Annotated in this window: 15 protein-coding genes; 11 read left to right on the top strand and 4 right to left on the bottom strand. The window is 74.2% G+C overall.

Annotated features, from left to right (window positions below):
• The first annotated feature begins 330 nt into the window (after positions 1-330).
• The 11 genes from ACQEVC_RS02545 (at position 331) to ACQEVC_RS02495 (ending at position 11,837) form a co-directional block, all read left to right on the top strand.
• The gene (locus tag ACQEVC_RS02545) at positions 331-3,507 is read left to right on the top strand and encodes an AfsR/SARP family transcriptional regulator (protein WP_432872968.1); all 3,177 of its coding nucleotides are present in this window, start codon (positions 331-333) and stop codon (positions 3,505-3,507) included.
• 188 nt (positions 3,508-3,695) lie between these two features.
• Positions 3,696-3,875 carry a hypothetical protein gene (locus ACQEVC_RS02540; RefSeq protein WP_432872966.1) on the top strand — a complete coding sequence of 60 codons (180 nt, stop codon included), beginning with the start codon at positions 3,696-3,698 and terminating at the stop codon, positions 3,873-3,875.
• An 88-nt stretch (positions 3,876-3,963) separates the two neighbouring features.
• The gene (locus ACQEVC_RS02535) at positions 3,964-4,593 is read left to right on the top strand and encodes a MauE/DoxX family redox-associated membrane protein (RefSeq protein WP_432872964.1); all 630 of its coding nucleotides are present in this window, start codon (positions 3,964-3,966) and stop codon (positions 4,591-4,593) included.
• Positions 4,541-5,083 (top strand): TlpA family protein disulfide reductase, encoded by a 543-nt coding sequence (locus ACQEVC_RS02530; protein ID WP_432872962.1) that lies wholly within the window; start codon positions 4,541-4,543, stop codon positions 5,081-5,083. The genes ACQEVC_RS02535 and ACQEVC_RS02530 overlap by 53 nt, the downstream gene beginning before the upstream one ends.
• Entirely contained in the window at positions 5,083-6,972 is a 1,890-nt protein-coding gene (locus ACQEVC_RS02525) for an ABC transporter ATP-binding protein (RefSeq protein WP_432872960.1), read from the top strand. The genes ACQEVC_RS02530 and ACQEVC_RS02525 overlap by 1 nt, the downstream gene beginning before the upstream one ends.
• Positions 6,969-7,439, top strand: a complete 471-nt coding sequence (locus ACQEVC_RS02520; RefSeq protein ID WP_432872958.1) for a S26 family signal peptidase — start codon at positions 6,969-6,971, stop codon at positions 7,437-7,439. The genes ACQEVC_RS02525 and ACQEVC_RS02520 overlap by 4 nt, the downstream gene beginning before the upstream one ends.
• Before the next feature lie 156 nt (positions 7,440-7,595).
• Positions 7,596-8,135: an RNA polymerase sigma factor gene (locus ACQEVC_RS02515; protein ID WP_432872956.1), complete on the top strand. Its 540-nt coding sequence runs from the start codon at positions 7,596-7,598 to the stop codon at positions 8,133-8,135.
• Positions 8,132-8,926: a zf-HC2 domain-containing protein gene (locus ACQEVC_RS02510; RefSeq protein ID WP_432872954.1), complete on the top strand. Its 795-nt coding sequence runs from the start codon at positions 8,132-8,134 to the stop codon at positions 8,924-8,926. Before ACQEVC_RS02515 ends, ACQEVC_RS02510 begins: the two co-directional genes overlap by 4 nt.
• Before the next feature lie 117 nt (positions 8,927-9,043).
• The gene (locus tag ACQEVC_RS02505; protein ID WP_432872952.1) at positions 9,044-9,847 is read left to right on the top strand and encodes an ABC transporter ATP-binding protein; all 804 of its coding nucleotides are present in this window, start codon (positions 9,044-9,046) and stop codon (positions 9,845-9,847) included.
• Complete coding sequence (locus ACQEVC_RS02500; RefSeq protein ID WP_432872950.1) at positions 9,844-11,223, top strand: hypothetical protein; 1,380 nt, start codon at positions 9,844-9,846, stop codon at positions 11,221-11,223. The genes ACQEVC_RS02505 and ACQEVC_RS02500 overlap by 4 nt, the downstream gene beginning before the upstream one ends.
• Before the next feature lie 11 nt (positions 11,224-11,234).
• The gene (locus ACQEVC_RS02495; RefSeq protein ID WP_432872948.1) at positions 11,235-11,837 is read left to right on the top strand and encodes a hypothetical protein; all 603 of its coding nucleotides are present in this window, start codon (positions 11,235-11,237) and stop codon (positions 11,835-11,837) included.
• Between the two features lie 130 nt (positions 11,838-11,967).
• Here the strand turns inward: ACQEVC_RS02495 and ACQEVC_RS02490 are convergent, their stop codons facing one another.
• The 4 genes from ACQEVC_RS02490 to ACQEVC_RS02475 are packed head-to-tail and all read right to left on the bottom strand — an operon-like array spanning position 11,968 to position 19,600.
• Entirely contained in the window at positions 11,968-13,518 is a 1,551-nt protein-coding gene (locus ACQEVC_RS02490) for a phospholipase D-like domain-containing protein (protein WP_432872946.1), read from the bottom strand.
• A complete protein-coding gene (locus tag ACQEVC_RS02485; RefSeq protein WP_432872944.1) occupies positions 13,511-14,689 on the bottom strand; it encodes a hypothetical protein in 1,179 nt (392 codons plus the stop codon). The genes ACQEVC_RS02490 and ACQEVC_RS02485 overlap by 8 nt, the downstream gene beginning before the upstream one ends.
• A 16-nt stretch (positions 14,690-14,705) precedes the next feature.
• On the bottom strand, positions 14,706-18,143 hold the full coding sequence (locus ACQEVC_RS02480) for an AAA domain-containing protein (protein ID WP_432872943.1): 3,438 nt from the start codon (positions 18,141-18,143) through the stop codon (positions 14,706-14,708).
• An 11-nt stretch (positions 18,144-18,154) separates the two neighbouring features.
• Entirely contained in the window at positions 18,155-19,600 is a 1,446-nt protein-coding gene (locus tag ACQEVC_RS02475) for a TIGR02710 family CRISPR-associated CARF protein (RefSeq protein ID WP_432872942.1), read from the bottom strand.
• Positions 19,601-19,673 lie beyond the last annotated feature (73 nt).

Below are 19,673 nucleotides of genomic sequence, written 5' to 3'. Positions count from 1 at the left end.
GCACAACGGGGAGCAGCGTGCCAGATCCGTGCCAGGTCAGTAGGTTACGTTGGGTGATTGACGGGGACTGGCGGGGAGAGCGACCGCATCGCCGGAGGTCACGACCGCGTTGGCCAGGACGATTCGAGAGATCCCCTGGCAGTGTGGGGGTCAGGGGTTCGAGTCCCCCTCGGCTCCACGCTCGTCCGGGCAGGTCGATCGGCATCAGGGGCGCCCAGCCGCAGCAGTACCAGTAGCCGGTGGGCCATGGCGGGAAGTCGACCGGGAGTTGCCGCCTGGAGCATGTGGCGGCGGTGGTGGGCGTGCCCACCCGCCGCTACGCTGTGCGCGTTGATCGTCAAGGATGGTGTAGCCGAGGTGGTCCTGCGCTGCCGCTGTCTCGGCGTCATGGAGGTCTGGGACGGGGACAGCTGGCGCGCGGTCCGCGGCACGAGACTGAGATCCCTGCTCGCCGCCCTGGTGCTGCACTTCGGCGCGGACGTCTCGCCTGACCAGTTGGTGGCGGAGGTGTGGGCGGCCGGATCGGCGCCGACCTCGGCCCGGTCCCTGGTCCGGGGGTACGTGATGTCCCTGCGCCGGGCGTTCGGGCCCGACGGCGCGGCGATCGTGGTCGGCGGCCGCACCGGCTACCGCTTCGCGCTGCCTCGGGACGCGGTCGACAGCTACCGCTTCGAACGGCTCTGCGCCGACGGGCGGGCGGCGCTGCGCGCCGGAGAGCTGTGGCAGGCCCGGCAGATCCTGGCCGAGGCGCTCGGGCTCTGGGCCGGCCCAGCGCTGCCGGACACGCCCCGCAGCCCGTCGCTGTCGGCCTACGCCGCACGTCTGGAGGAACTCCGGCTAGTCGCACTGGAGGCCCGGATCGAGGCGGACCTGCACCTGTGCCGGCATCGCGAGATCCTTGGCGAACTGCGGCAACTGGTGGCCGAGCATCCGGGTCGGGAACGCGTGGTGGCGCAGTGGATGCGCGCGCTGTACGCCGACGGCCGGCGGGCGGAGGCCCTCAACGCGTACCTGCACGCTCGGCAGCGACTGGTCGGCGAGTTCGGCATCGACCCGGGGCCCGAGCTGCGCCGCGTTCACCAGAGCATCCTCGCCGATGGCCCGGGCGATCCCGAACCGCCGGATCACCCGGCGTCCGCGGGGGGCGCCGACGACGCCCAACGGCGAGTCGCCGGATCTTTTTGTACGCGGCGGGTCGCCGACCCGGACCGGACCGGGACCTGGCCGGAGGAGCCACGTCGACCCTGGCAGACGCCGGCCGACATCGCGGACTTCGTCGGCCGCGAGCAGGAACTGGCCGACTGCCAGCGCTGGCTCGGGGCGCCCGGGGAGACGGTGTTACGGGTGGTGGCGATCTGCGGCCGGGCGGGTGTCGGCAAGAGCACGCTCGCGGTGCACCTGGCACACCGGCTACGCCCGGCGTACCCCGACGGCCAGCTTTACGCCGACCTGCGCGGCGACAGCGAGCCGGCGCGCCCCGCCGATGTGCTCGGCACCTTCCTGCGCGGGCTCGGCGTACCCGGGATGTCGGTTCCGGACGACACCGACGAGCGCGTCGCGATATTCCGCAGCCACCTCGCCGACCGGCGGCTGCTGGTCATTCTCGAGAACGCCGCCGACGAGCGACAGGTACGGCCGCTGCTGCCTGGCGGCTCCGGCTGCGCGGTCCTGGTGACCAGCCGGTCCCGGCTGTCCGCGCTGGCCGGAGCGCACCTGCTCAACCTCGACGTCTTCCCGGTGGAGTCCGCGCTCGCCCTGCTCGAACGGAGCCTCGGCACGCAGCGGTTCCGGGCCGAGCTGACCGCGGCCACGGACCTGACCGGCCTCTGCGGTCACCTGCCGCTGGCGGTCCGGATACTGGCCGCGCGCGTCGCGGCGAGCCCGCACACCCCGCTGTCCTGGTTCGTCGAGCAGCTGACCGACGAGCGGCGTCGCCTGGACGAACTCCGGGTCGGCGACCTCGATGTCCGGGCCAGCATCGGCTCCGGGCTGCGCGCGATGGCCGATCCCGAGCACCGGGTCCTGCGCCGGCTGGCGCTGTTCGACGCGCCCGACGTACCGGCGTGGGTGGCCGCGGCGGCCGCGGACCTGCCACCGGCGGCGGCTGAGGCCGCCCTGCGCGCGTTGGTGGCGCGACGTCTGCTCGATGATGCCGGGGTGGACCGGTGCGGGCAGCTCCGGTACCGGTTCCATTCCCTGGTCCGGCTCTTCGCCTGGGAGCGCGCGGAACAGGAGCCGGCGGCGGAGCGCGCGGCGGCGGTGGACCGCGTACTGGCCGGCTGGCTCACCCTGGCCCGGCACGCGGACCGTCACGTGCCGGCCCGGACCCTCGCCGTTGTCGAAGCACCGGCGCCCACCTGGCCGGTGCCGGAGCCGGTCCTGCGGGCCGCCGAGCGCAATCCGTTCGGCTGGTTCGAGGCGGAACAGCCAGCGCTCCTGGCGACGGTGCTCCAGGCCGCCGCAACCGGACGGGCCGGCACGGCCTGGCGCCTCGCCGCCGCCGCCCACAGCTATTACGAGCTGCGCAACCTGTACGACGACGGGCAGCGTACGCACGAGACGGCGCTGGCGGCTTGTCAGGCCGCCGGCGACGAGCTCGGGACGGCCGTCCTGCGCCGCAACCTGGCCGACCTGTTCAGCTCGAAGCCCGGGTCGGACGTGGAGGTCAAGCTCGGCCACGCGACGGCGGCACGGGAGCTGTTCCGCCGGCTCGGCAACCGGCGCGGCGAGGCGGACGCGTGGTACCTGTCCGCGACCGTGCACCGGACCCGGGGCGAGCAGCAGGCCGCGCTGCGCTGCCTGGCGACCGGATACCGCCTTGCCCGCGAGGCCGGGTACCGCCTCGGTATGCTGCACGTCTGGCAGCAGCTCAGCATTCTGCGCCGGCAGCAGGGCCGGCTCGGCGAGGCGCTGAGCGACGCCCGGATCGCCCAGGCCCTCGCCGCCGAGCTGCACAGCCCGCGGGACCGGAGCGTGGTGCTCGGCCTGATCGGAGCCATCCACCGGGACCGGCACGAGGCGGGACCGGCCGAGGCGGCCCTCACCGAGGCGATCGCGATCGCGGAACGCATCGCCGACCGGCTCCAGCTCGCCTTCCTCTACGGTCATCTCGGCGGACTCTACGCGGACCAGGGGCATCCGGCGGCTCGGTCCACCCTCGACCATGGCCTGGCGCTGAGCCGGGCCGGCCACTCGCTGTTCGGGCAGGCGCTCGCACTGCACGCCCTCGGCCGGCTGGACCTCGCCGCTCTCGACCCCGACCGGGCGGTCACCCGGCTCTCCGAGGCCGCCGAGCTCTATCGCCGGGCCGAGCACCGGTACGCCGAGGCGAGGGTGCTCGCCACGCTCGCCCAGGCCCTGGCGGTCGCCGGCGACCCGGCGCGGGCCCGGGACGCACGCCACCATGCGGTTCGCCTGCTGCGGCGGCTGGGTAACCACGCCGAGGCGGCGTCGGTGGCGGGTGCGGCCGCCGAAGCGGCCGGGAAATCGACCGTAGAGATTCCGTAGACCCAGCGTAGAAATCGCCGTTGACCTGCGGATTTGCTGCTTGTGACGATGATCCAACCGCCGTAGCGTGCTGTCTCGTCGGACGGACCAGAGCCGGTGGCGTCCGGTCCGACACTGTCCCGGGTGGACGGCGTGCCTCGGCGTGGCGTCGCCATCCGATTTCCCCACTCTTCGATGGAGGAGAGCCGATGAGCATCGGACGACTCGCTGACAAGGTCCTGTCCCTGATGGTGCCGAAGATGAGCGCATCCGCCGCGCAGCAGACGACCTGCATGTACTGCAGCAGCACCTACTCGAAGCGCTGCGTGCGCGACTGCGTCCAGGGCGTCTGCGAGCCGTGGCGCTGCGCCGGCTGCGGGACCTGCTGACCGGACCGCCGACGTCGGGGCGGATGACCGGGACTCGCCGGCCCGTCCGCCCCGCCCGGTCGATGCCATCGGCCCCGACGAGAAGGGCATGCAGGTGCGCTACGTCGCGATGAGTTGTCTGGTCACGCTGGCCGTCGTGTTCACGGTCTCGGCGTTCAGCAAGCTGCGTGGTCGGTCCGCGTACGACGCCTTCGTCGCCGCCACCGGCCGGCTGGTGCCCGTCGGTTGGCTGCCCGCCGGTCCGGTCGCGGCGCTGGTCCTCGGCGCCGAACTGGCGGTAGCGGTGCTGTTACCTGTACTGCCCGCCGCCGGGCTGGCGCTGGCCGCCGTCCTGCTCGCCGCGTTCTGCGCCGGGATCCTGCGTGCGCTGCGGCGGGGGGTCCATGCCCCGTGCCGCTGCTTCGGCGCCTCCGACACGCCCCTGCGCCGTCGGCACGCGGGGCGGGCCGCCGCCCTCGCCGCCGTCGCGCTGATCGGGGCGGTCGCGTCCGGTCCGGCGTCCGGCCAGGACCTGATCACCCGCGCCCGGCCGGAGGCCGTCGCGCTCGCCGTCGGTGTCGCCGCCGTGCTCGCCCTGCTCACGTTCACCCTCGACGACCTCGTAGACCTCTTCGCGCCCGGGCCGGTGCCGGCCCGGCGCGCGACCGTGACGAAGGGATCCCCGGATGCCCGTGCTGGTCACCGCGACCGTGCTACTCGGACTGCTCACTCTGGTTAACCTCCTGCTGACGCTCGGCGTGGTGCGACGGCTGCGGGAACACGCCGAGCTGCTGTCCCGGCAGTCACCCCGCGACGACGCGAGGGTCCTGCCGATCGGCGCGACCGTGGCCGACTTCAGCGCGACCACAACCGACGGTCAACCGGTGTCGCGGGACACGCTCGCCGACGAGACGCTCGTCGGCTTCTTCAGCCCCGGCTGCGACGCGTGCGACGAACTGCTGCCCGGGTTCATCGAGCGGGCGGCGACGGCGTCCCGGGGCCGGGGCGGTGTGCTGGCGGTGGTGGAGGGGGACCAGGCGGCCGCCGAGCCGTACGTCGTGATGTTGTCGCCGGTCGCCCGCGTGGTGCGGCAAACGCCCGGTACGCCGGGACTGATCGCCGCCCTCGGGGTCGGTGCGCTCCCCGCCGTCTATCTGCTCGACGGACAGGGGCGGGTTACCGCCAGCGGTCATCGGCTCGACGAGCTTCCGGTCCCGGCGCACGCCTGATGCCGCCGGGTAGGGACCAGCACGCCGCCGGTGCCGGGGCGGCCCGGCGCCCGCTGCTCGCCGCCGCCGCGACGGCGACCGGACTCGCCTGGGGCGCCGCCCGTGGCGGCGTGCTGATGCTGGGGATGGCCGCCGTCGTCGGTGGCGTCGCCCCGGTCCTGGTCGCCTGGCTCACCCGGGCCGTCCTGGATGGGGTCGGCGGCGGCGCCCTGGTCTCCGAACTGGTCCTCCTCGGTGCCGCGCTGGCGCTCACCGGCGTCCTGCTGGCGGTGCTTCCGCAGGTCGAGCAGTACCTGCGGGCCGAGGTGGACCGCGCGGCGAGCCGGCTGGGGGTGGAACGCCTGCACGCCGCCGTCGACCGGCTCGTCGGGCTCGGGCGGTTCGAGGATCCGTACTTCCTGGACCGGCTCCGGCTCGCCGGGGACTCGGTCCGCTCGCCCGCCGAGATCGTCGAGGCCGCGCTGGCCGCCGGCCGCGGTCTGCTGGTGCTGGCCGGTTTCCTGGGTTCGCTGTTACTGCTGAGTCCGGTGATGGCGTTGGTCGTGGTCGTCGCCGCAGGGCCCACGCTCCTCGCCGAACTGGCCCTCTCCAGGCGGCGGGTGGGGATGACGTTTGACATCACGCCGGCCGAGCGCCGGGAACTGTTCTACAACAATCTGCTCACCAGCGTGGCGGCGGCGAAGGAGGTCCGCCTCTTCGGCGCCGGGGCCTTCCTGCGGGCCCGGATGATGGCCGAACGCCGTACCGCGGACCGGGCCCGGCGCGCGACCGACCGGCGGGAGCTGTTCGCCCAGGGCGGGCTCGCGTTGCTCGCCGCCGTGGTGGCCGGCGGCGGCCTGGTCTGGGCCGTCCGCTCCGCCCACGCCCGGGCGCTGTCGGTCGGCGACGTCTCGCTGTTCATCCTCGCCGTCGCCGGAGTGCAGAGCGCGCTCGGCACCATGATCAGTGCTCTCGCCGGGGCGCACCAGCGGTTGCTGTTCATCGACCACTACCGGGCGATGCTCACCGCGGAGCCGGACCTGCCGACGCCGTCCGCGCCGCGCCCGGTGCCGCCGCTGCGGCACGGCATCGAGTTGCGCGACGTGTGGTTCCGGTACTCCGACGACCACCCCTGGGTCCTGCGCGGTGTCAACCTGACGATTCCGGCGGGTACGGCGACGGCGCTGGTCGGTCGGAACGGCGCCGGCAAGAGCACCCTGGTCAAGCTGCTCAGCCGGTTCTACGATCCGACCCGGGGCGCGGTGCTGTGGGACGGTGTGGACCTGCGTGAGCTGGATCCCCGACAGCTCCGGGAACGAATCACCGCCGTGTTCCAGGATTTCGTGGAGTACGACCTGTCAGCGGGCGAGAACATCGGGATCGGTGACGTCGAGCGGATCGGTGACCCGGACCGGATCCAGCTCGCCGCCCGCCGCGCCGGCGTCCACGCCGACCTCGCCGCCCTGCCCTACGGCTACGACACGTTGCTGTCGCGGCTGTTCCTGACCGAGACCGACCGCACTGATCCCCGTACCGGAGTGGTGCTCTCCGGCGGGCAGTGGCAGCGCCTGGCGCTGGCCCGGGCCTTCGTCCGGGACGCGCGTGACCTGATGATCCTGGACGAGCCGAGCGCCGGGCTCGACGCCGCGGCGGAGTACGAGGTGCACGCCGGCCTGCGCCGGCACCGGGCGGGCCGGACCAGTGTCCTGATCTCGCACCGCCTGGGCGCGGTGCGAGACGCCGATTCGATCGTCGTACTCGACGCCGGGGTGGTGACGGAGCAGGGCAGCCACGCGGAGCTGCTGGCGGCGGAGGGCACGTACGCGACCCTGTTCCGGTTGCAGGCGGCCGGATACACCGGTGAGGACGACGCGCCCGAGCCCGGACGGCGGATGGACGTGGTGCCGTGACCGTCGTGACGGTGGTGAGCGCCGTGGTCGGCGCGCTGACCGCCGCCCTGGCCGTGGCGGGGTGGTGGGCCCGCCGTCGCCTGGTGGTGGTGACGGTACGGGGGTCCAGCATGCAGCCGACGTTCCAGCACGGTGACCGGGTCCTGGTCCGCCGGGCACCGATCACCGCCGTCCGTCCCGGGCAGGTGGTGGTGGTCGCCGCCGGCCGACCGGTTGGTCCGCTGCCGCCCGACTACCCGCTCTGGATGATCAAACGGTTGCGTGCGGCCCCGGGAGACCCGGTGCCCCGGCACGAGGTGCCGGCGCTGGCGTCGGTGCCGGAGCAGACCGTGCCCGCGGACCGGATGGTGGCGCTCGGCGACAACCCGGCGGGCGCCGACTCGCGGCAGCTCGGCTACTTCTACACCGCGAATCTGCTGGGTGTGGTAACCCGTCGCCTTGCCCGGGCACCGCTGGGCACCGGCTGAGAGATCGTGGCCCGGTCTTCCTCCGTGGCACCTCCTCCGTCTGCTGCTGGTCATCGGCCGAGGTCGATCGCCCGGTTGACCTGATGTGACTCAGGACACAGGCGTGCGGGAACTCTGGCGGGGGTGCCCGTCGTCTTGCCTGATGTGAGAGGGAGCTTGGACGGACTCGACGAGGGTGAGCTGCTGCGCCGCGTTGCGCGGAGCGACCGGCGCGCCTTCGACGAGCTGTACCGGCGTACCGCGCCCTGGTTGACGGTGCGGCTGCGCCGGCGCTGCGCCGACGACGACGTGGTGGCCGAGGTGCTCCAGGAGACCTACCTGGCGGTGTGGCGATCGGCCGGCAGCCAGGCGCACGCCTCGGCCGGGGGCAGCGCCCTGGGCTGGCTCTGGACGATCGCCGCCCACCGGCTGATAGACGCGCTCCGCCACCGGGCCCGCCGGGAGCGGGTCCCGGCGGTACGGACCTTCGAGACCGTGGCTCCGGCGGCCGAGGAGGAGGCGCTGGCCGGCGGGATCGACGCCGATCTGGAGCGGGCCCTGCTGGCGTTGCCGTCGGAGCTGCGCCAGGTGCTGCGCGCGATGGTCCTCGACGGGCTGACCGCACGGGAGACCTCGCTGCTGCTCGGCGTACCGGAAGGGACCGTGAAGACCCGCGCGCGGCGGGCCCGGATCGCGTTGCGGGAGGCGCTGTCATGACCACTCATCCCACGCCCGCCCTGATCTCCCGGTACGCCGCCGGAGCCGGGGGCGTCGACGACGTGACCGTCTGGGCCGTCGAGGCGCACCTGGAGTCCTGCCCCGGCTGCCGGGCGCTGCTGGCGACCGCCGCCGACCCGGGCACCCGGGACCTGCTGGACCGGGTGGCCGCCGGAATCGCCGCCGGAATCGCCGCCGGCCCGGCACCGGCGCGTCGGAGGCGGCTGCGGCGCACCGGCGTCGCCGTACGGGTCCTGCCCTGGCTGGCCATGGCGGTCGGGCTGATGCTCGCCGCGGTCGTCTTCGAGCAGATCTTCGACAACCTGCCCTCGCTGGTGCTGCTGATCGCGCCGGTGGCGCCGCTGCTGCCGGTGGCCGCCGTGTGGAGCCGGCGTACCGATCCCGCCTGGGAGCTGATGGCCACGGTGCCCCGTACCGGGTTGTGGCTGCTGCTGCGCCGCACGCTGGCGCTGCTCGCGGCGGTCGTACCGGTCCTGGCGGTGGCGGGCTGGTGCACGGGGCACGCGCCGGCCCTGTGGTTGCTGCCGTGTCTGGCCTTCATCTCCGGAAGCCTGGCGCTGGGCGGGTTGATCGGGGTGGACCGGGCGGCACTCGCACTGGCCGGCGCCTGGGCCGCGACGGTGGTGGTGCCGAGCCTCTCCGTCCACCGGCTACCGGTGGTGCTGGAGGGCGGTAGCTGGCCCGGCTGGGCGGCGGCCACCGTGGCGCTGCTGGCCGTGGTGCTCGTCCGGGCCGCCGACTACCGCCGGCTCGGCGTGAATCGCGGCTGACCCGGCGCCCCGAAACCCGGCGGTCCGTCCGCTTCCCATACGGCCCTGGCAGCGTACGACCGCGATACATAGAGAAATGTCAATGTGTGTGACAAGTGGACGACGAATGGAGAGATCATGATGCGCGCGGTCAGCGCGGCGGAGACCGCACCGACCACCTACGCGTGGGCGGTGCACGCCGAGAAGCTGCTGGTCCGGGCCGGACGGCACCTGGCGGTGAACGGGCTCGACCTGGCGTTGGGCACCGGCGTGCACGGGCTGCTCGGCCCCAACGGCGCCGGCAAGACGACCCTGATGCGGGCCCTGGCGACCGTCGCCGCGCCGGCCGGCGGGCGGCTGAGCCTGCTGGGTGACGACGTCACCGGCCGTGCGGACCTGCGTCGGGTACGGCGGGTCCTGGGTTACCTGCCGCAGCATTTCGGCTTCTATCCGCGCTTCACCGTCCGGGAGTTCGTCGAGTACATGGCCTGGCTCAAGGAGATGCCGAAGGCGACGATTCCCGGTGCCGTGCAGCGGGCCGTCGAACGGGTGGGGCTGGCGGAGCGGGCCGACTCCCGGATGAAGACGCTATCCGGCGGCATGCTGCGGCGGGCCGGTATCGCCCAGGCGATCGTCAACGACCCGCAGGTGCTGCTCCTCGACGAGCCGACCGTCGGCCTGGACCCGGAGCAGCGCCTCGACTTCCGCGAGCTGCTGCGCGAGATCGGCGTGGACGGTTGCGTACTGGTCTCCACCCACCTGGTCGAGGACGTCGCGGCGGCCTGCACCGACGTGGTGCTGCTCCACGAGGGCCGGCTGGTGTGGCAGGGCACCGCGACGCAGTTGGCGCAGGAGGGCGGCGCCGCCGACGCGGGTGACAGCGCCGCCGAGCGGGGCTACTCCGCCCTGCTGCGCGCGCACCGTGCGCAGGTGTCGGCATGATGGGCCGCATCCTCGGCATCGAACTGCGCCGCTCGGCGGCCGTGGGTGTCGCCCTGTTGTCGCTGGTGGTCAGCACCGCGGCGCTGCTGTCGTTCCCGCAGGGCTTCGCGGGGCGCTGGATGCAGCTCGCGGTGGCCGTCCGGCTGATGCTGATGCTGTCGTGGCCGCTGGCGCTGGCCGGTGGAGCGTGGCTGGGCCGCCGCGACGCGCGCAGCCGGGTCGACGAGTTGTTCGCCAGCACCGCCAGGCCGCGGTGGCAGCGGGTCCTGCCGACCGCCGCCGCGCTCGCGGTCACGCTGGTGGCCGGGTACGCCCTGACGTTCCTCGTCGCCGCCGCGTGGGTGATTCCGACGGCGGGATACTTCCCGGTCACCGCGATCGCGGTCACCGCGGTCGGCGCGCTGTCGGTGGTCGCCGCGGGCTGGCTGGGCATGGCCGTTGGCCGGGCGGTGCCCCGGCTGGTCACCCCACCCGCCCTCGCCGTGGCCGGGGTCGCCCTGGCGGGGTTGCTCCCGGACTGGCTGAGTGCCGCCGCCTACGCGGGCGATCCCGCGGTCCGGCCCGAGCCGGCGGCGCTGCTGCTCACGCCGGTCTACCTGGGGGAGCTGCACGACTTCCAGACGGTCGTGGCGCGGGTCAACCTCACCCAGGCGTTGTGGCTGGCGGCCCTCGCGGCCACCGGGCTCCTGCTGTTCGGCGCGGTCGGCCGTCGGGCGGTCGCGCTGGCCGTGCTCCCGGCGGTGCTCGGCGCCGCGGTGGCCGTACCGCTGATGCCCACCGGCGGCTACGACGCGGCGGCGGCCGTCGATCCGGACGCCGTCGAACTGGTCTGCGACGAGGACGGCCCGCAGGTCTGCGTGACCCGGGTACACGCCGGTCTGCTGCCCGACGTGGTCGGCCCGGCCCGGCAGGCCCTGGCCATGATGGCGGCGAAGCTGCCCGACGCTCCCGTCCGCGCGGTGGAGAGCCAACAGTTCACCCTCCCCGCGTCGTCGGCCCCGTCCCGACCCGAGGCCGACACGCTCGTCTTCCCCGGGCCGCCGATCGGGCGTACCGGCCGGGCCGACGTCTCGGGCGAGCCGGTCCTGCTGTCCCTGCTCAAGGCCGCCTGGCAGCAGGACTGCGCCGACGGGTCGGGCGACAGCATCGAGGCGTACCTGGCCCGCGTCGTGGCCGCCGCCTGGCTGACCGGTCAACCACCGGCCCTGGAGGACTGGTGGGCATCCGGGGAGCGCAGCCGGGTGGAGCGGGCGTACCAGGCGCTGGTCGGCCTGCCGCAGGACGAGCAGCGACGCCGGATGGCGGCGGCCCGGGAGGCCGTACTGGACTGCCGCAGCGACGCCCTGCTGCCGATCCTGCCCAGGGACACCCTGTGAGGTGGCTCGGGTTGTACCTGCGCTCCCGCCGGGTCCCGCTCGCGTTGACCACCGCCGTGGCGGCGGTCACGGCGACGTGGGCTTTGTGGCTGGTCTTCGGCGAGACGCCGACGATCAGCCCCCGGCTGCTGAGCCTCACCGTGATGCTCGCGGCGGTCGCGTTCGCGCACACCCTCAGCGGCGCCGACGACGCTCTCGACCGCACCGCGTCGGTCAACTGGCCGGTACGCCGAGCCGGTCACCTGGTGGTCACCGCCACCGCGATCATCGCGCTGCTGTTCGCCATCACCGCCAGCAGCGACGCGCGCTTCGAGCCGCTCGCCCTCGTGCTGCGCGACACCGCGGGCATGCTCGGGCTCACCGCCCTCGGCGCTGCGCTGCTCGGCGCCGCCCGCGCCTGGATCGCCCCGCTGACCTGGACCCTCGTCACGGTCCTGCCGTTCATGGGACCCAGCCCGAAACTGAACATGCAGGTCGCCGGCTGGCTGGTGCAACCGGCCGGCACCACCGCCGCGACCGTCTGCGCCACCGTCCTGGCGGTGAGCGGTCTGCTCGCGTACACCCTGCGTGGCGGACCGCCGCGCCCCGCCCCCGAGACGGCCCCGGACCACTGAACCTTTTCGGCCTGAACCGCGCGGCGCTCACGCACCGCGCCCGGCCCGGCGGTCCGCCGGACCGCAAGGGAGGTGGAGAAAGGTTCACTGACGCGGAGCGGGCAATCGGGGTACGCCGAGCGGAGGCCGGTCAGCGGAGCCGGGTCAACAGCGCCGGGCAGCAGCCCCGCTTCGGCCGGGCGGTGCCGGCGCCGGGGCGCTCGGCGTACCAGTCCCGCATCCGGGTGGCGGCGTCGGGGCGTTGCTCCGCCACGGTGAGCTGGAACCGTGCCGGTCCCGCCGGTCGGAGGGTGGCGACGACGTCCCCGACGTAGAGCCGGAGGTCCCCGTCCTCCTCCCACAGGACCGGACCGGTGACCGCCGCGTCGACCAGCCGCCGCCAGTCGTCGTCCGTCGCCGACACGGTGAGCCGTTCGCCGTGCGGCCAGCGGCGCCGCCACCGGGCGCCGAGCCCCTGGTCCAGCTCGCGCTGCGTCGGCGCCGGTACGAAGGACAGGTCGGCGTGCTCCATGGCGTGCCGGAAGTATCGCCGGGCCTCGGCCAGCGCCGGCCGGCCGTCGAGCCGGGTGCCGACCTCGACACCGGAGAACATCCCGTGTACGGCGTCGAAGTTCGCCGAGAAGAGGGCACCGTACCGGCCGTCGGCGATCACGCCCTTGGCGTGGGTGTCCGAGTCGCCGTGGATCGTCACGCCCAGCTCGGCCAGGGCCGCCGTGTCGGCCCGGTGCTCGGGGACGTTGTTACGGGCCCGGACCAGCAGCCGTACGTCGAGGTCGTGCGCGGCCATCGCCCGGCGCAGCGGATCGAGCAGCAGTTCGGGCCGGTCCCGGATGCCGACCAGGCTGAAGGTGGCGAGCAGCAACTCCTGGCGGGCCCGACCGATCACGTCGTGCACGGCATCGAGGATGCCCCGCTCCCGGTGCGGCCCGTCCCCGTCCTCGCCGTCGTACGTCCAGATCACACCCGGCCCGCCGGCCAGCGGTGGCACGGTGACCGGGCTCGGTGCCGGAGTACGCCGGTGCAGCGCGTACTCGGCACCGGGCAGCGCCGCCCAGGTGCAGCCGGCGAACCAGAGCCGGGTGAAGAACCGGGCCAGCCGGTCGACCTCGGCCGGGTCACCGACCAGCACCCCGTTCTCGCCGGTCGCCCGCTTCCGCCCGGTGTCGACCAGGGCGCTGGTCTCCAGGTTGGCGCTGGAGACCAGCGCCACGCTGTCGTCGACGACCAGGAACTTGGCGTGGCAGCCCTCGTGCCCACGCAGCGCGATCCCTCGCCGGGTCAGCTCGTCGAACCGCTTCTTCTGGGCCTGCACGTCGACCTCGTCGACGTCCTCCAGACTGGACAGGTCGCGCTTGAGTGACTGCTCCGTCCAGGAGGTGACGACGTACACCCCGCCGTGCAGCCGGTCCACGGCGGCGAAGAGCGCGTCCAGCAGCTCCCGGTCGCCGATCCGGAAACTGGCCAGGAAAATCTTGTGCCGGGCGCCCTGGATCAACTCGATCGCCGCCCGGCGGATCGAGGTGACGGAACCCCGGTAGGTGAACCGGTGCCGGTACGCCCGGTCGGTGTCGGGGGCGTCGAGGAACGGCTGCCCGGGCGCGTCCCGGAGCAGGAAATATCCCTCCGGTGCGGTGACCGCGCCCAGATCCAGCTCCTCCCGCAGCACATCACCGTCAGGCATAACGGAAGTCCTCCGCCTCGCGCAGCGCGTACACCAGGCCGGGGAATCCCAGCCGCCAGGCCCGGTCGCGCAGCTCGGGACTGCCGGGCAGGGTCGGGACGTCGGCACCCGGCTCGGCGGCGGCGGTGATCCGGCGATCCACCTCGATCAGCGTCTCGGCCGTCCGGTCGGCGCCGACCAGGTCGATCGCCACCTCGACCACGGCGTCCTCGCCCCGGGCGGCCAACCCGAGCGGCAGCGCGAGATTCCGGCCCTGGTCGACGAGGCGCCGGGCGATCGCCCCGGAGATCGAGCAGCGCCACCGGCCCGGGCCGGTCCGGTCCGTCCGGGGCGCCACCCGCTGCGTCCAACCGAGCAGCCCGTCCCAGGCCCGGGCCCGGGTTGCCGGGTCCTGCAACGCGTCGACCAGCCCGAGCCAGTGCTCGGCGAGCCCGACGGCGCCGGGCAGGTCGAGGCTCACCGGATCCCGCTCGCCGTCCCCGGGCAGGGTCAGGACCGGACGGTACCGGTCGCCGTCGACCCGCAGCTCGCCCCGGCACCGGTACACCGGGCACCAGCCGCTGCGGCTGATCACCGGCGACTCGGTCACCGGCTCTGCCACCTCCGTGGTCTCCTCGCCCACCCCGGTGACCGTGCCGGCGGCCAGCCGGGCGCGCAGTTCGTCGACGAGCGTGCGGCCGGCCAGCCCGGGTGGCATCGGGGCGTTCCCGGCCGACCGGGGGCGGAGCCGCTCGACCTCGCGCAGCCCGGAGGAGCGCGGGTCGAGCACGAGCAGGTCGCCGGTGCGCGGCAGGAGTACGACGTCCAGGCTGACCTGTCGCTTCCGGTACACCGTGCGGGTCCGGGCGGCCCGCTCGGCGTCGGGTGACAGGGGCCGGTACCCGTCGCCGTCCCGGCCCAGTGCCCCGGCGGCGACCAGCCGGCGCGCCGCCACCGGCAGCAGCGTCGCCCCGGGCAGGTTGGTGATCTCGAAGAACTCGTCCGGGTCGGCCCGGCCGGTGGTCATCGCCAGCTCCAGCACGAACCGCTCCAGCGGGGTCATCTGCACCGGCGCGGCGCGTTCGAACGACACCCCGCGCCACCAGCGGATCGGCACCAGCACCTCGGGCAGTACGGCGACTGTCCCGGGCGCCGGCTCGGCGGGCGGGTCGGCCGGGACGAACTCGATCATGCGGCACCCTGCACGGTCACCCGACGCCCTTCGCGATCTCCATGTCGGACCGCTTGTCGAGCAGTCCGAACAGGTTGCGGTAGAACTCCTCCGCCTCCGGTACGCCGTTCAGCCCGCGCAGCGTCGGGGCGTGCCCGACCAGCACCAGTCCCCGGCGGGCCCGGGTGCAGGCGACGTTGAGCCGGCGGATGTCCTGCAACCACCGGCCGTACCGGGCCGACGGGGTGCCCCGGCCGACGAAGGCCCGGCAGAACGACAGGAAGACGAGGTCGCTCTCCTGGCCCTGGATCTTGTCGATCGCGTCGACCACCTGGAAGTCGAGGGCCCGGAAGTCGTCGAACGCCGGCCCGCCGAGCCGATCCCTGATCGCGGCGGCCTGCCGCCGGTAGAACGTCAGCACGCTGACCGTCACCCGGTCGCCGCCCGACCGTCGCAGCCGCGCCTCCCACGAGCGGCACATCCGGGCGACCAGCTCCGCCTCGAGTTCGTTGACGAAGCCACTGCCGACGGTGCGCTCCTTCGCCCGGCCGCCGTAGACCGAGGTGTCCACCAGTACCACCGGGGTGTTGGTGCCGCCGTACCGCAGCGGTGTCACGTCCGGCCGGTCCGGCGTCAGGTAGTCGCCGCCGTAGACCGGACCCGAGACCAGCGACGCGATCGGCTCGATCATCCGGCGCTGTACCCGCAACCGTTGCCGCAACGCCGACGGCACACCGGCGACCGTGACCTCGAAGAGGCTGCGCACCAGGTGCTCGCGCATCGCCGTCAGCAGGGTTCGTTCGGCGTCCGCGCCGTCGGAGCCCAGCCGGCGCCACGCCGCCTCGAAGGTGCGCCGGTACAGCTTCTGCCAGCGGCCCGACTCCCGCAGCCGCTCTGCGGTCGCCAGCACGGTGTCGGTGCGGAACTGGTGCAGCTCCTCGTCCTCGGTCCAGATCGCGGCGAGCTGGTCGACCGCGGCCCGCAGGTCGGCGGCGGCGCCCCGGCCGACCATGTGCAACGCGGCGAGCGCGTGCAGGTGGTGCTCGTCGGTCGGCTCCACGTACGGCGGGAGCTGGTGCTCGTCGCCGACCAGCACCCAGCGGCGGGCCCGGACCGCCCCGATCAGGAACTCGCTGTCCACCACCCGGCTCGCCTCGTCCACGATCAGCGTGTCGAAGTCGGCGTCGCCGAGATCGCGGTTCACCCCGGTGGTCGTGCAGCAGATCAGGTTCGCCGACCGGCGCAGGTCGGCGTCGACCTGGTCGGCCAGCGACTCCGGGGAGCCGCCGACCAGCCCGGAGAGCGCGAACCAGCGCTGCTCCAGGTGGATCCGCTGCTGGCGCCGGGTCAGCTCGGCGTCGAACCGGTCCCGCCACCGCCGTACCTCCGGTTCGGGGCGGCCGACCGGGTCCTGGTCGGTCAGCGTCCGTACCCGGTCTCCGGCCCGCTCGGCATCGGCGCGGGCCGCCTCGGTCTCGGCCTGCCGGCGCTGCACCTCGGCGCCGTGCCACCGCTCCCCGGTGACCCGCTCCGCCTCCAGCGCGGCGGCCCGGGCCCGGGCCGCCGCCCAGCGCCCGGACCAGGACCGCTGGTCGTGGTCGAGCCGGCGGCGTTCCGCCTCGCTGGCCCGGTAGGCCTCGCCCAGCCGTGCCACCTCGTCCGGCGACTCGAAGAAGACCCGGACCCGGGACCAGAACCGCCGGCTCAGCGGCACCGCCGCGAGTTGCGCGCGCAGCGCCTCGGTCCGGGCCGCCACCGGGGGCAGCGCCGCCGCCAGCCGCTCCAGCGCCGCGGCCGCCTCGACCTCCCCGGCCCGGCTGCCGGCCAGGTCGGCCGCCAGCCGTTCCCGCCAGGCGCCGCGCTCCCGCTCCGCCGACCGCAGCTGCTCGGCCGTCGCCCGCCGCCGGGCGTCGGCGGCCAGGAAGGCGTCCACCGCGTCGCGCCGGTCCCGCAGCCGGTCGGCCTCGGCCTGCCAACGCCCGGCCTGCGAGTTCGCCGGCCGGCGGGCCTGCCGCAGGTACGTCCGGCTGACCTCCTTCGGCAGGTACCGCCGGAGTTCCTTGGCGACCCGGGACTCGTCCCAGGAGATCCGCAGCGCCAGGATTCCCGGCTGGTCGGCGAGCCGGCGCAGCACCTCGTCGACGGCCACGTGCATCGGGGCGAGCAGCAGCACCCGTTCGCCCCGGGCGACGAGTTGGCGCACGACCTCGGTGATCACCGTGGTCTTGCCGGTGCCGGGCGGGCCCTGCACGTGGAAGACGTGCGGGGTACGGACGGCGCCGCTCACCGCCGCCCGCTGCTCCGGGTTGAGCCGGTCGTCGAAGTACGCCGGCAGTGGCGGCAACTCCACCGCCGGCAGCCGCCCCGGGGCGCCGAGCAGCAGCGCCAGGTGCTCCCAGTCGCCCTCGACCTGCTCGTCGAGGAACCGGCTCAGCGCGGCGCTGTGCTTGCCGAGCGCGAACCGGCCCTGCTGCTCCAACCGCACCGTTGTCTGCGGCGCGAACGGTGTACGGGGTGCGGCCAGGGCGAGCATCGGGGCGTCGCCGTCCGGTTCGACCGAGAGTAGCCGCAGCTCCGCCGTCGCCTCCGGGGCGTTCGCCGTCACCGCATCCTGGCCCGCTGTCGCGCCCGGGGCGTTTGCCGTCACCGCATCCCGGCCCGCTGTCGCGCCCGGGGCGTTTGCCGTCACCGCATCCCGGCCCGCTGTCGCGCCCGGAGCGTTTGCCGTCACCGCATCCCGGCCCGCTGTCGCGCCCGGAGCGCGCACCGTCACCGTACGCCCCTCGGCGAAGGTGGCCGGCTGGTCGAGCCGGAGCCAGAGCACCGGCTGCTCCGCCAGCCGACCCTCGCCGACCACGGTCGCGCTGCCGCGTACCGTGCCCTCGTGGATGCTGCGCTGCTCCAGCAGCTCCAGCATCTGGAGCAGCGGCTGGTAGCGGCGCCGGATCCGGGCGTGCAGATCGCCCCGGGGCCGGGGTTGCGCGGCACTGCGGTGCAGCTCGCGGCCGGCCGAGTCCCGCAGCGACCGTCGCCGTTGGACGATCCGCAGCCCCTCGGTGAACGTCTCCAGCAGCTCCGGGAGGTAGCAGTACTCCTCGTCCCACACCGGCACCAGGCGGACCTGTCCGGGCCGGACCGTCTCGGTGCGGCCCAGTCCACGCGCCGGCTTCACCGAGGTGACGTACGCCTGCGGCACCCCGCTGTCCCGGGCGCCGCGCGACTGGGCGTAGACCTCGAACCGGGTACCGGTCAGCCGGTAGTACCGGCCGTCCTTCCCGGTCAACTCCTCGACCAGCAGACCCCCGGCGAGGTCCGCCCGGATCTCGTCGAGGCCGTGCTCGGCGAGCCAGCGGGCCCGTTGCGGGTACGACAGGCACACCTCGGCCTGCTCGGCCTCGCTCGGCGCGAACAGCTCGGGTTCGGTCGCCCGGCAGTACTCGTCGGCCCACGACGCCGGAACGCGGAGCTGCGCCATCCCCGGCACCGTCACCGGTCGTCGCGGAGGAAGCGGAGTTCGACGCAGAGCTCGTCGACGTCGTTCCCGTCCCCGTGCAGCGCCCAGTACGCGGTGAGCAGCCCGGACGCCTCCGCCCGGAGCGACTCGGTGTGCTCGGCCGCGATCGGCTGCGTCCCGTGCGCCAGCACCGACTTGTTCCGGGCCCAGGTCCGGTCGCGCAGCTCGCGCAGCCGTTCCGGGTCGACCAGCCCGGTACGCCGGGCCAGTTCGTCATCGAGCGAGGCGAGCAGGATGGCGGCGGCGAACAGCGTCAGCTTGTTGGGCGGTCCGGTGGAGGCGGGCGGGGCGAGCGAGCGGGACACCTCGGCGAATCCGGCCCGGACGGCGGCGGGGTCGCCGAGCCGGGACCAGTCGCAGTCGTCCGGGTCGAATCCGGGATAGCGGTGCCGCAGCCGGGTGGTCAGGCAGGCCTCGACGGTCCGGTAGAACAGCAGCGCCGCGAAGTCGTGCCGGCCGAGCTGCTGGTAGTGCAGCCCGAGCACGTAGAAGCAGACCACGAAGGCGGTGGCGTCGCCGGCCGCCAACCGGCGGGCGAAGGAGAGCTGCCGGTCGACGGTCGCCGAGGTGTCCGGCCGGAGGTGCCGGCGGCCCTGCCGCAGGCTCTGCTCCACCCCGGCGACCGCCGCCGGCAGCGCGGCCAGGTCGAGGTCGCACCAGGTCCGGTACAGCTCGGCGAGGGCACGCATCAGCCGGGCCCGGCCGGGCACCGCGATCCGTTCGGCGATCTCGTCGTAGCGGCGCCGGGCCGCCTCGAACGCGCCGGACCGGAACATCTCCAGCGCCCGGGCGAGTTCCTGCTCGCCGAAGAGCGTGGTCGGGTTCTCCAACGAGATGAGCCGGACCTCGCCGTGCCGGAGCTGCCGGGTCACCGGGTCGAACTGGTTCTCGATGTAGGTCAGCCCGAGGTTGAGCTGCCAGGCGGCCAGCGCCGCGGCGGCACTCATCACCTTCCGGCCACCGGTGATGTCGATGACCGCGTGTCGCCCGTCCCGCCCGGCCAGCTCCCGGGCGATCTGCTGGTACATGTCGAGCGGGTCGCTGGCGTCCACCGGTACGTGCCGGAAGTCCTGGTGCCGCAGCCGGTCCGGGCCGACCAGCCGCTGGCCGATCAGGTCCACACTGTCCGGTGCGTCCCGGGAGGTGATCACGACGAGCCGGCTCGGGCGGAGCAACTCGTAGGTGAGTACCGTCGGAGTGGCCGCGAAGCCGCAGAGGCTGATCAGCACCTCGACCTTGCGCCGGGGCAGGTCGCTGGCGGCCCGGGCCCGGGCGACCGCGTCGGCGAGCAGATGGTCGAGATAGTACGCGGTGGCCTGGAGCGCCGGGCTGCCGTCGGCGTACCGCTGTTCGCCGTGTTCGATCCGGCGCATCGTCTCGACCCGTTCGGCGAAGGATCCCGCTTCGTCAGACGGCATGCCTGACCCTATCGAACCGGGTCGCTCATTGCGCGACGATGTGATCCGGCGTGCTGGCCGGTACGACCGTGAG

Source organism: Plantactinospora sp. CA-294935, from assembly GCF_050936445.1.
In the GTDB taxonomy this organism is placed as follows: domain Bacteria; phylum Actinomycetota; class Actinomycetes; order Mycobacteriales; family Micromonosporaceae; genus Plantactinospora.
Note: the sequence above shows the minus strand (reverse complement) of the source record. Positions and strands in the feature narration are given on the sequence as shown.

What these genes read in the sequence shown, in the direction of transcription:
- ACQEVC_RS02485 (WP_432872944.1), bottom strand. Translation starts at nt 14,689, where the DNA reads ATGATCGAGTTCGTCCCGGCCGACCCGCCCGCCGAGCCGGCGCCCGGG.
- ACQEVC_RS02475 (WP_432872942.1), bottom strand. Translation starts at nt 19,600, where the DNA reads ATGCCGTCTGACGAAGCGGGATCCTTCGCCGAACGGGTCGAGACGATG.
- ACQEVC_RS02525 (WP_432872960.1), top strand. Translation starts at nt 5,083, where the DNA reads ATGCCGCCGGGTAGGGACCAGCACGCCGCCGGTGCCGGGGCGGCCCGG.
- ACQEVC_RS02480 (WP_432872943.1), bottom strand. Translation starts at nt 18,143, where the DNA reads ATGGCGCAGCTCCGCGTTCCGGCGTCGTGGGCCGACGAGTACTGCCGG.
- ACQEVC_RS02505 (WP_432872952.1), top strand. Translation starts at nt 9,044, where the DNA reads ATGATGCGCGCGGTCAGCGCGGCGGAGACCGCACCGACCACCTACGCG.
- ACQEVC_RS02500 (WP_432872950.1), top strand. Translation starts at nt 9,844, where the DNA reads ATGATGGGCCGCATCCTCGGCATCGAACTGCGCCGCTCGGCGGCCGTG.
- ACQEVC_RS02510 (WP_432872954.1), top strand. Translation starts at nt 8,132, where the DNA reads ATGACCACTCATCCCACGCCCGCCCTGATCTCCCGGTACGCCGCCGGA.
- ACQEVC_RS02535 (WP_432872964.1), top strand. Translation starts at nt 3,964, where the DNA reads ATGCAGGTGCGCTACGTCGCGATGAGTTGTCTGGTCACGCTGGCCGTC.
- ACQEVC_RS02530 (WP_432872962.1), top strand. Translation starts at nt 4,541, where the DNA reads ATGCCCGTGCTGGTCACCGCGACCGTGCTACTCGGACTGCTCACTCTG.
- ACQEVC_RS02540 (WP_432872966.1), top strand. Translation starts at nt 3,696, where the DNA reads ATGAGCATCGGACGACTCGCTGACAAGGTCCTGTCCCTGATGGTGCCG.
- ACQEVC_RS02490 (WP_432872946.1), bottom strand. Translation starts at nt 13,518, where the DNA reads ATGCCTGACGGTGATGTGCTGCGGGAGGAGCTGGATCTGGGCGCGGTC.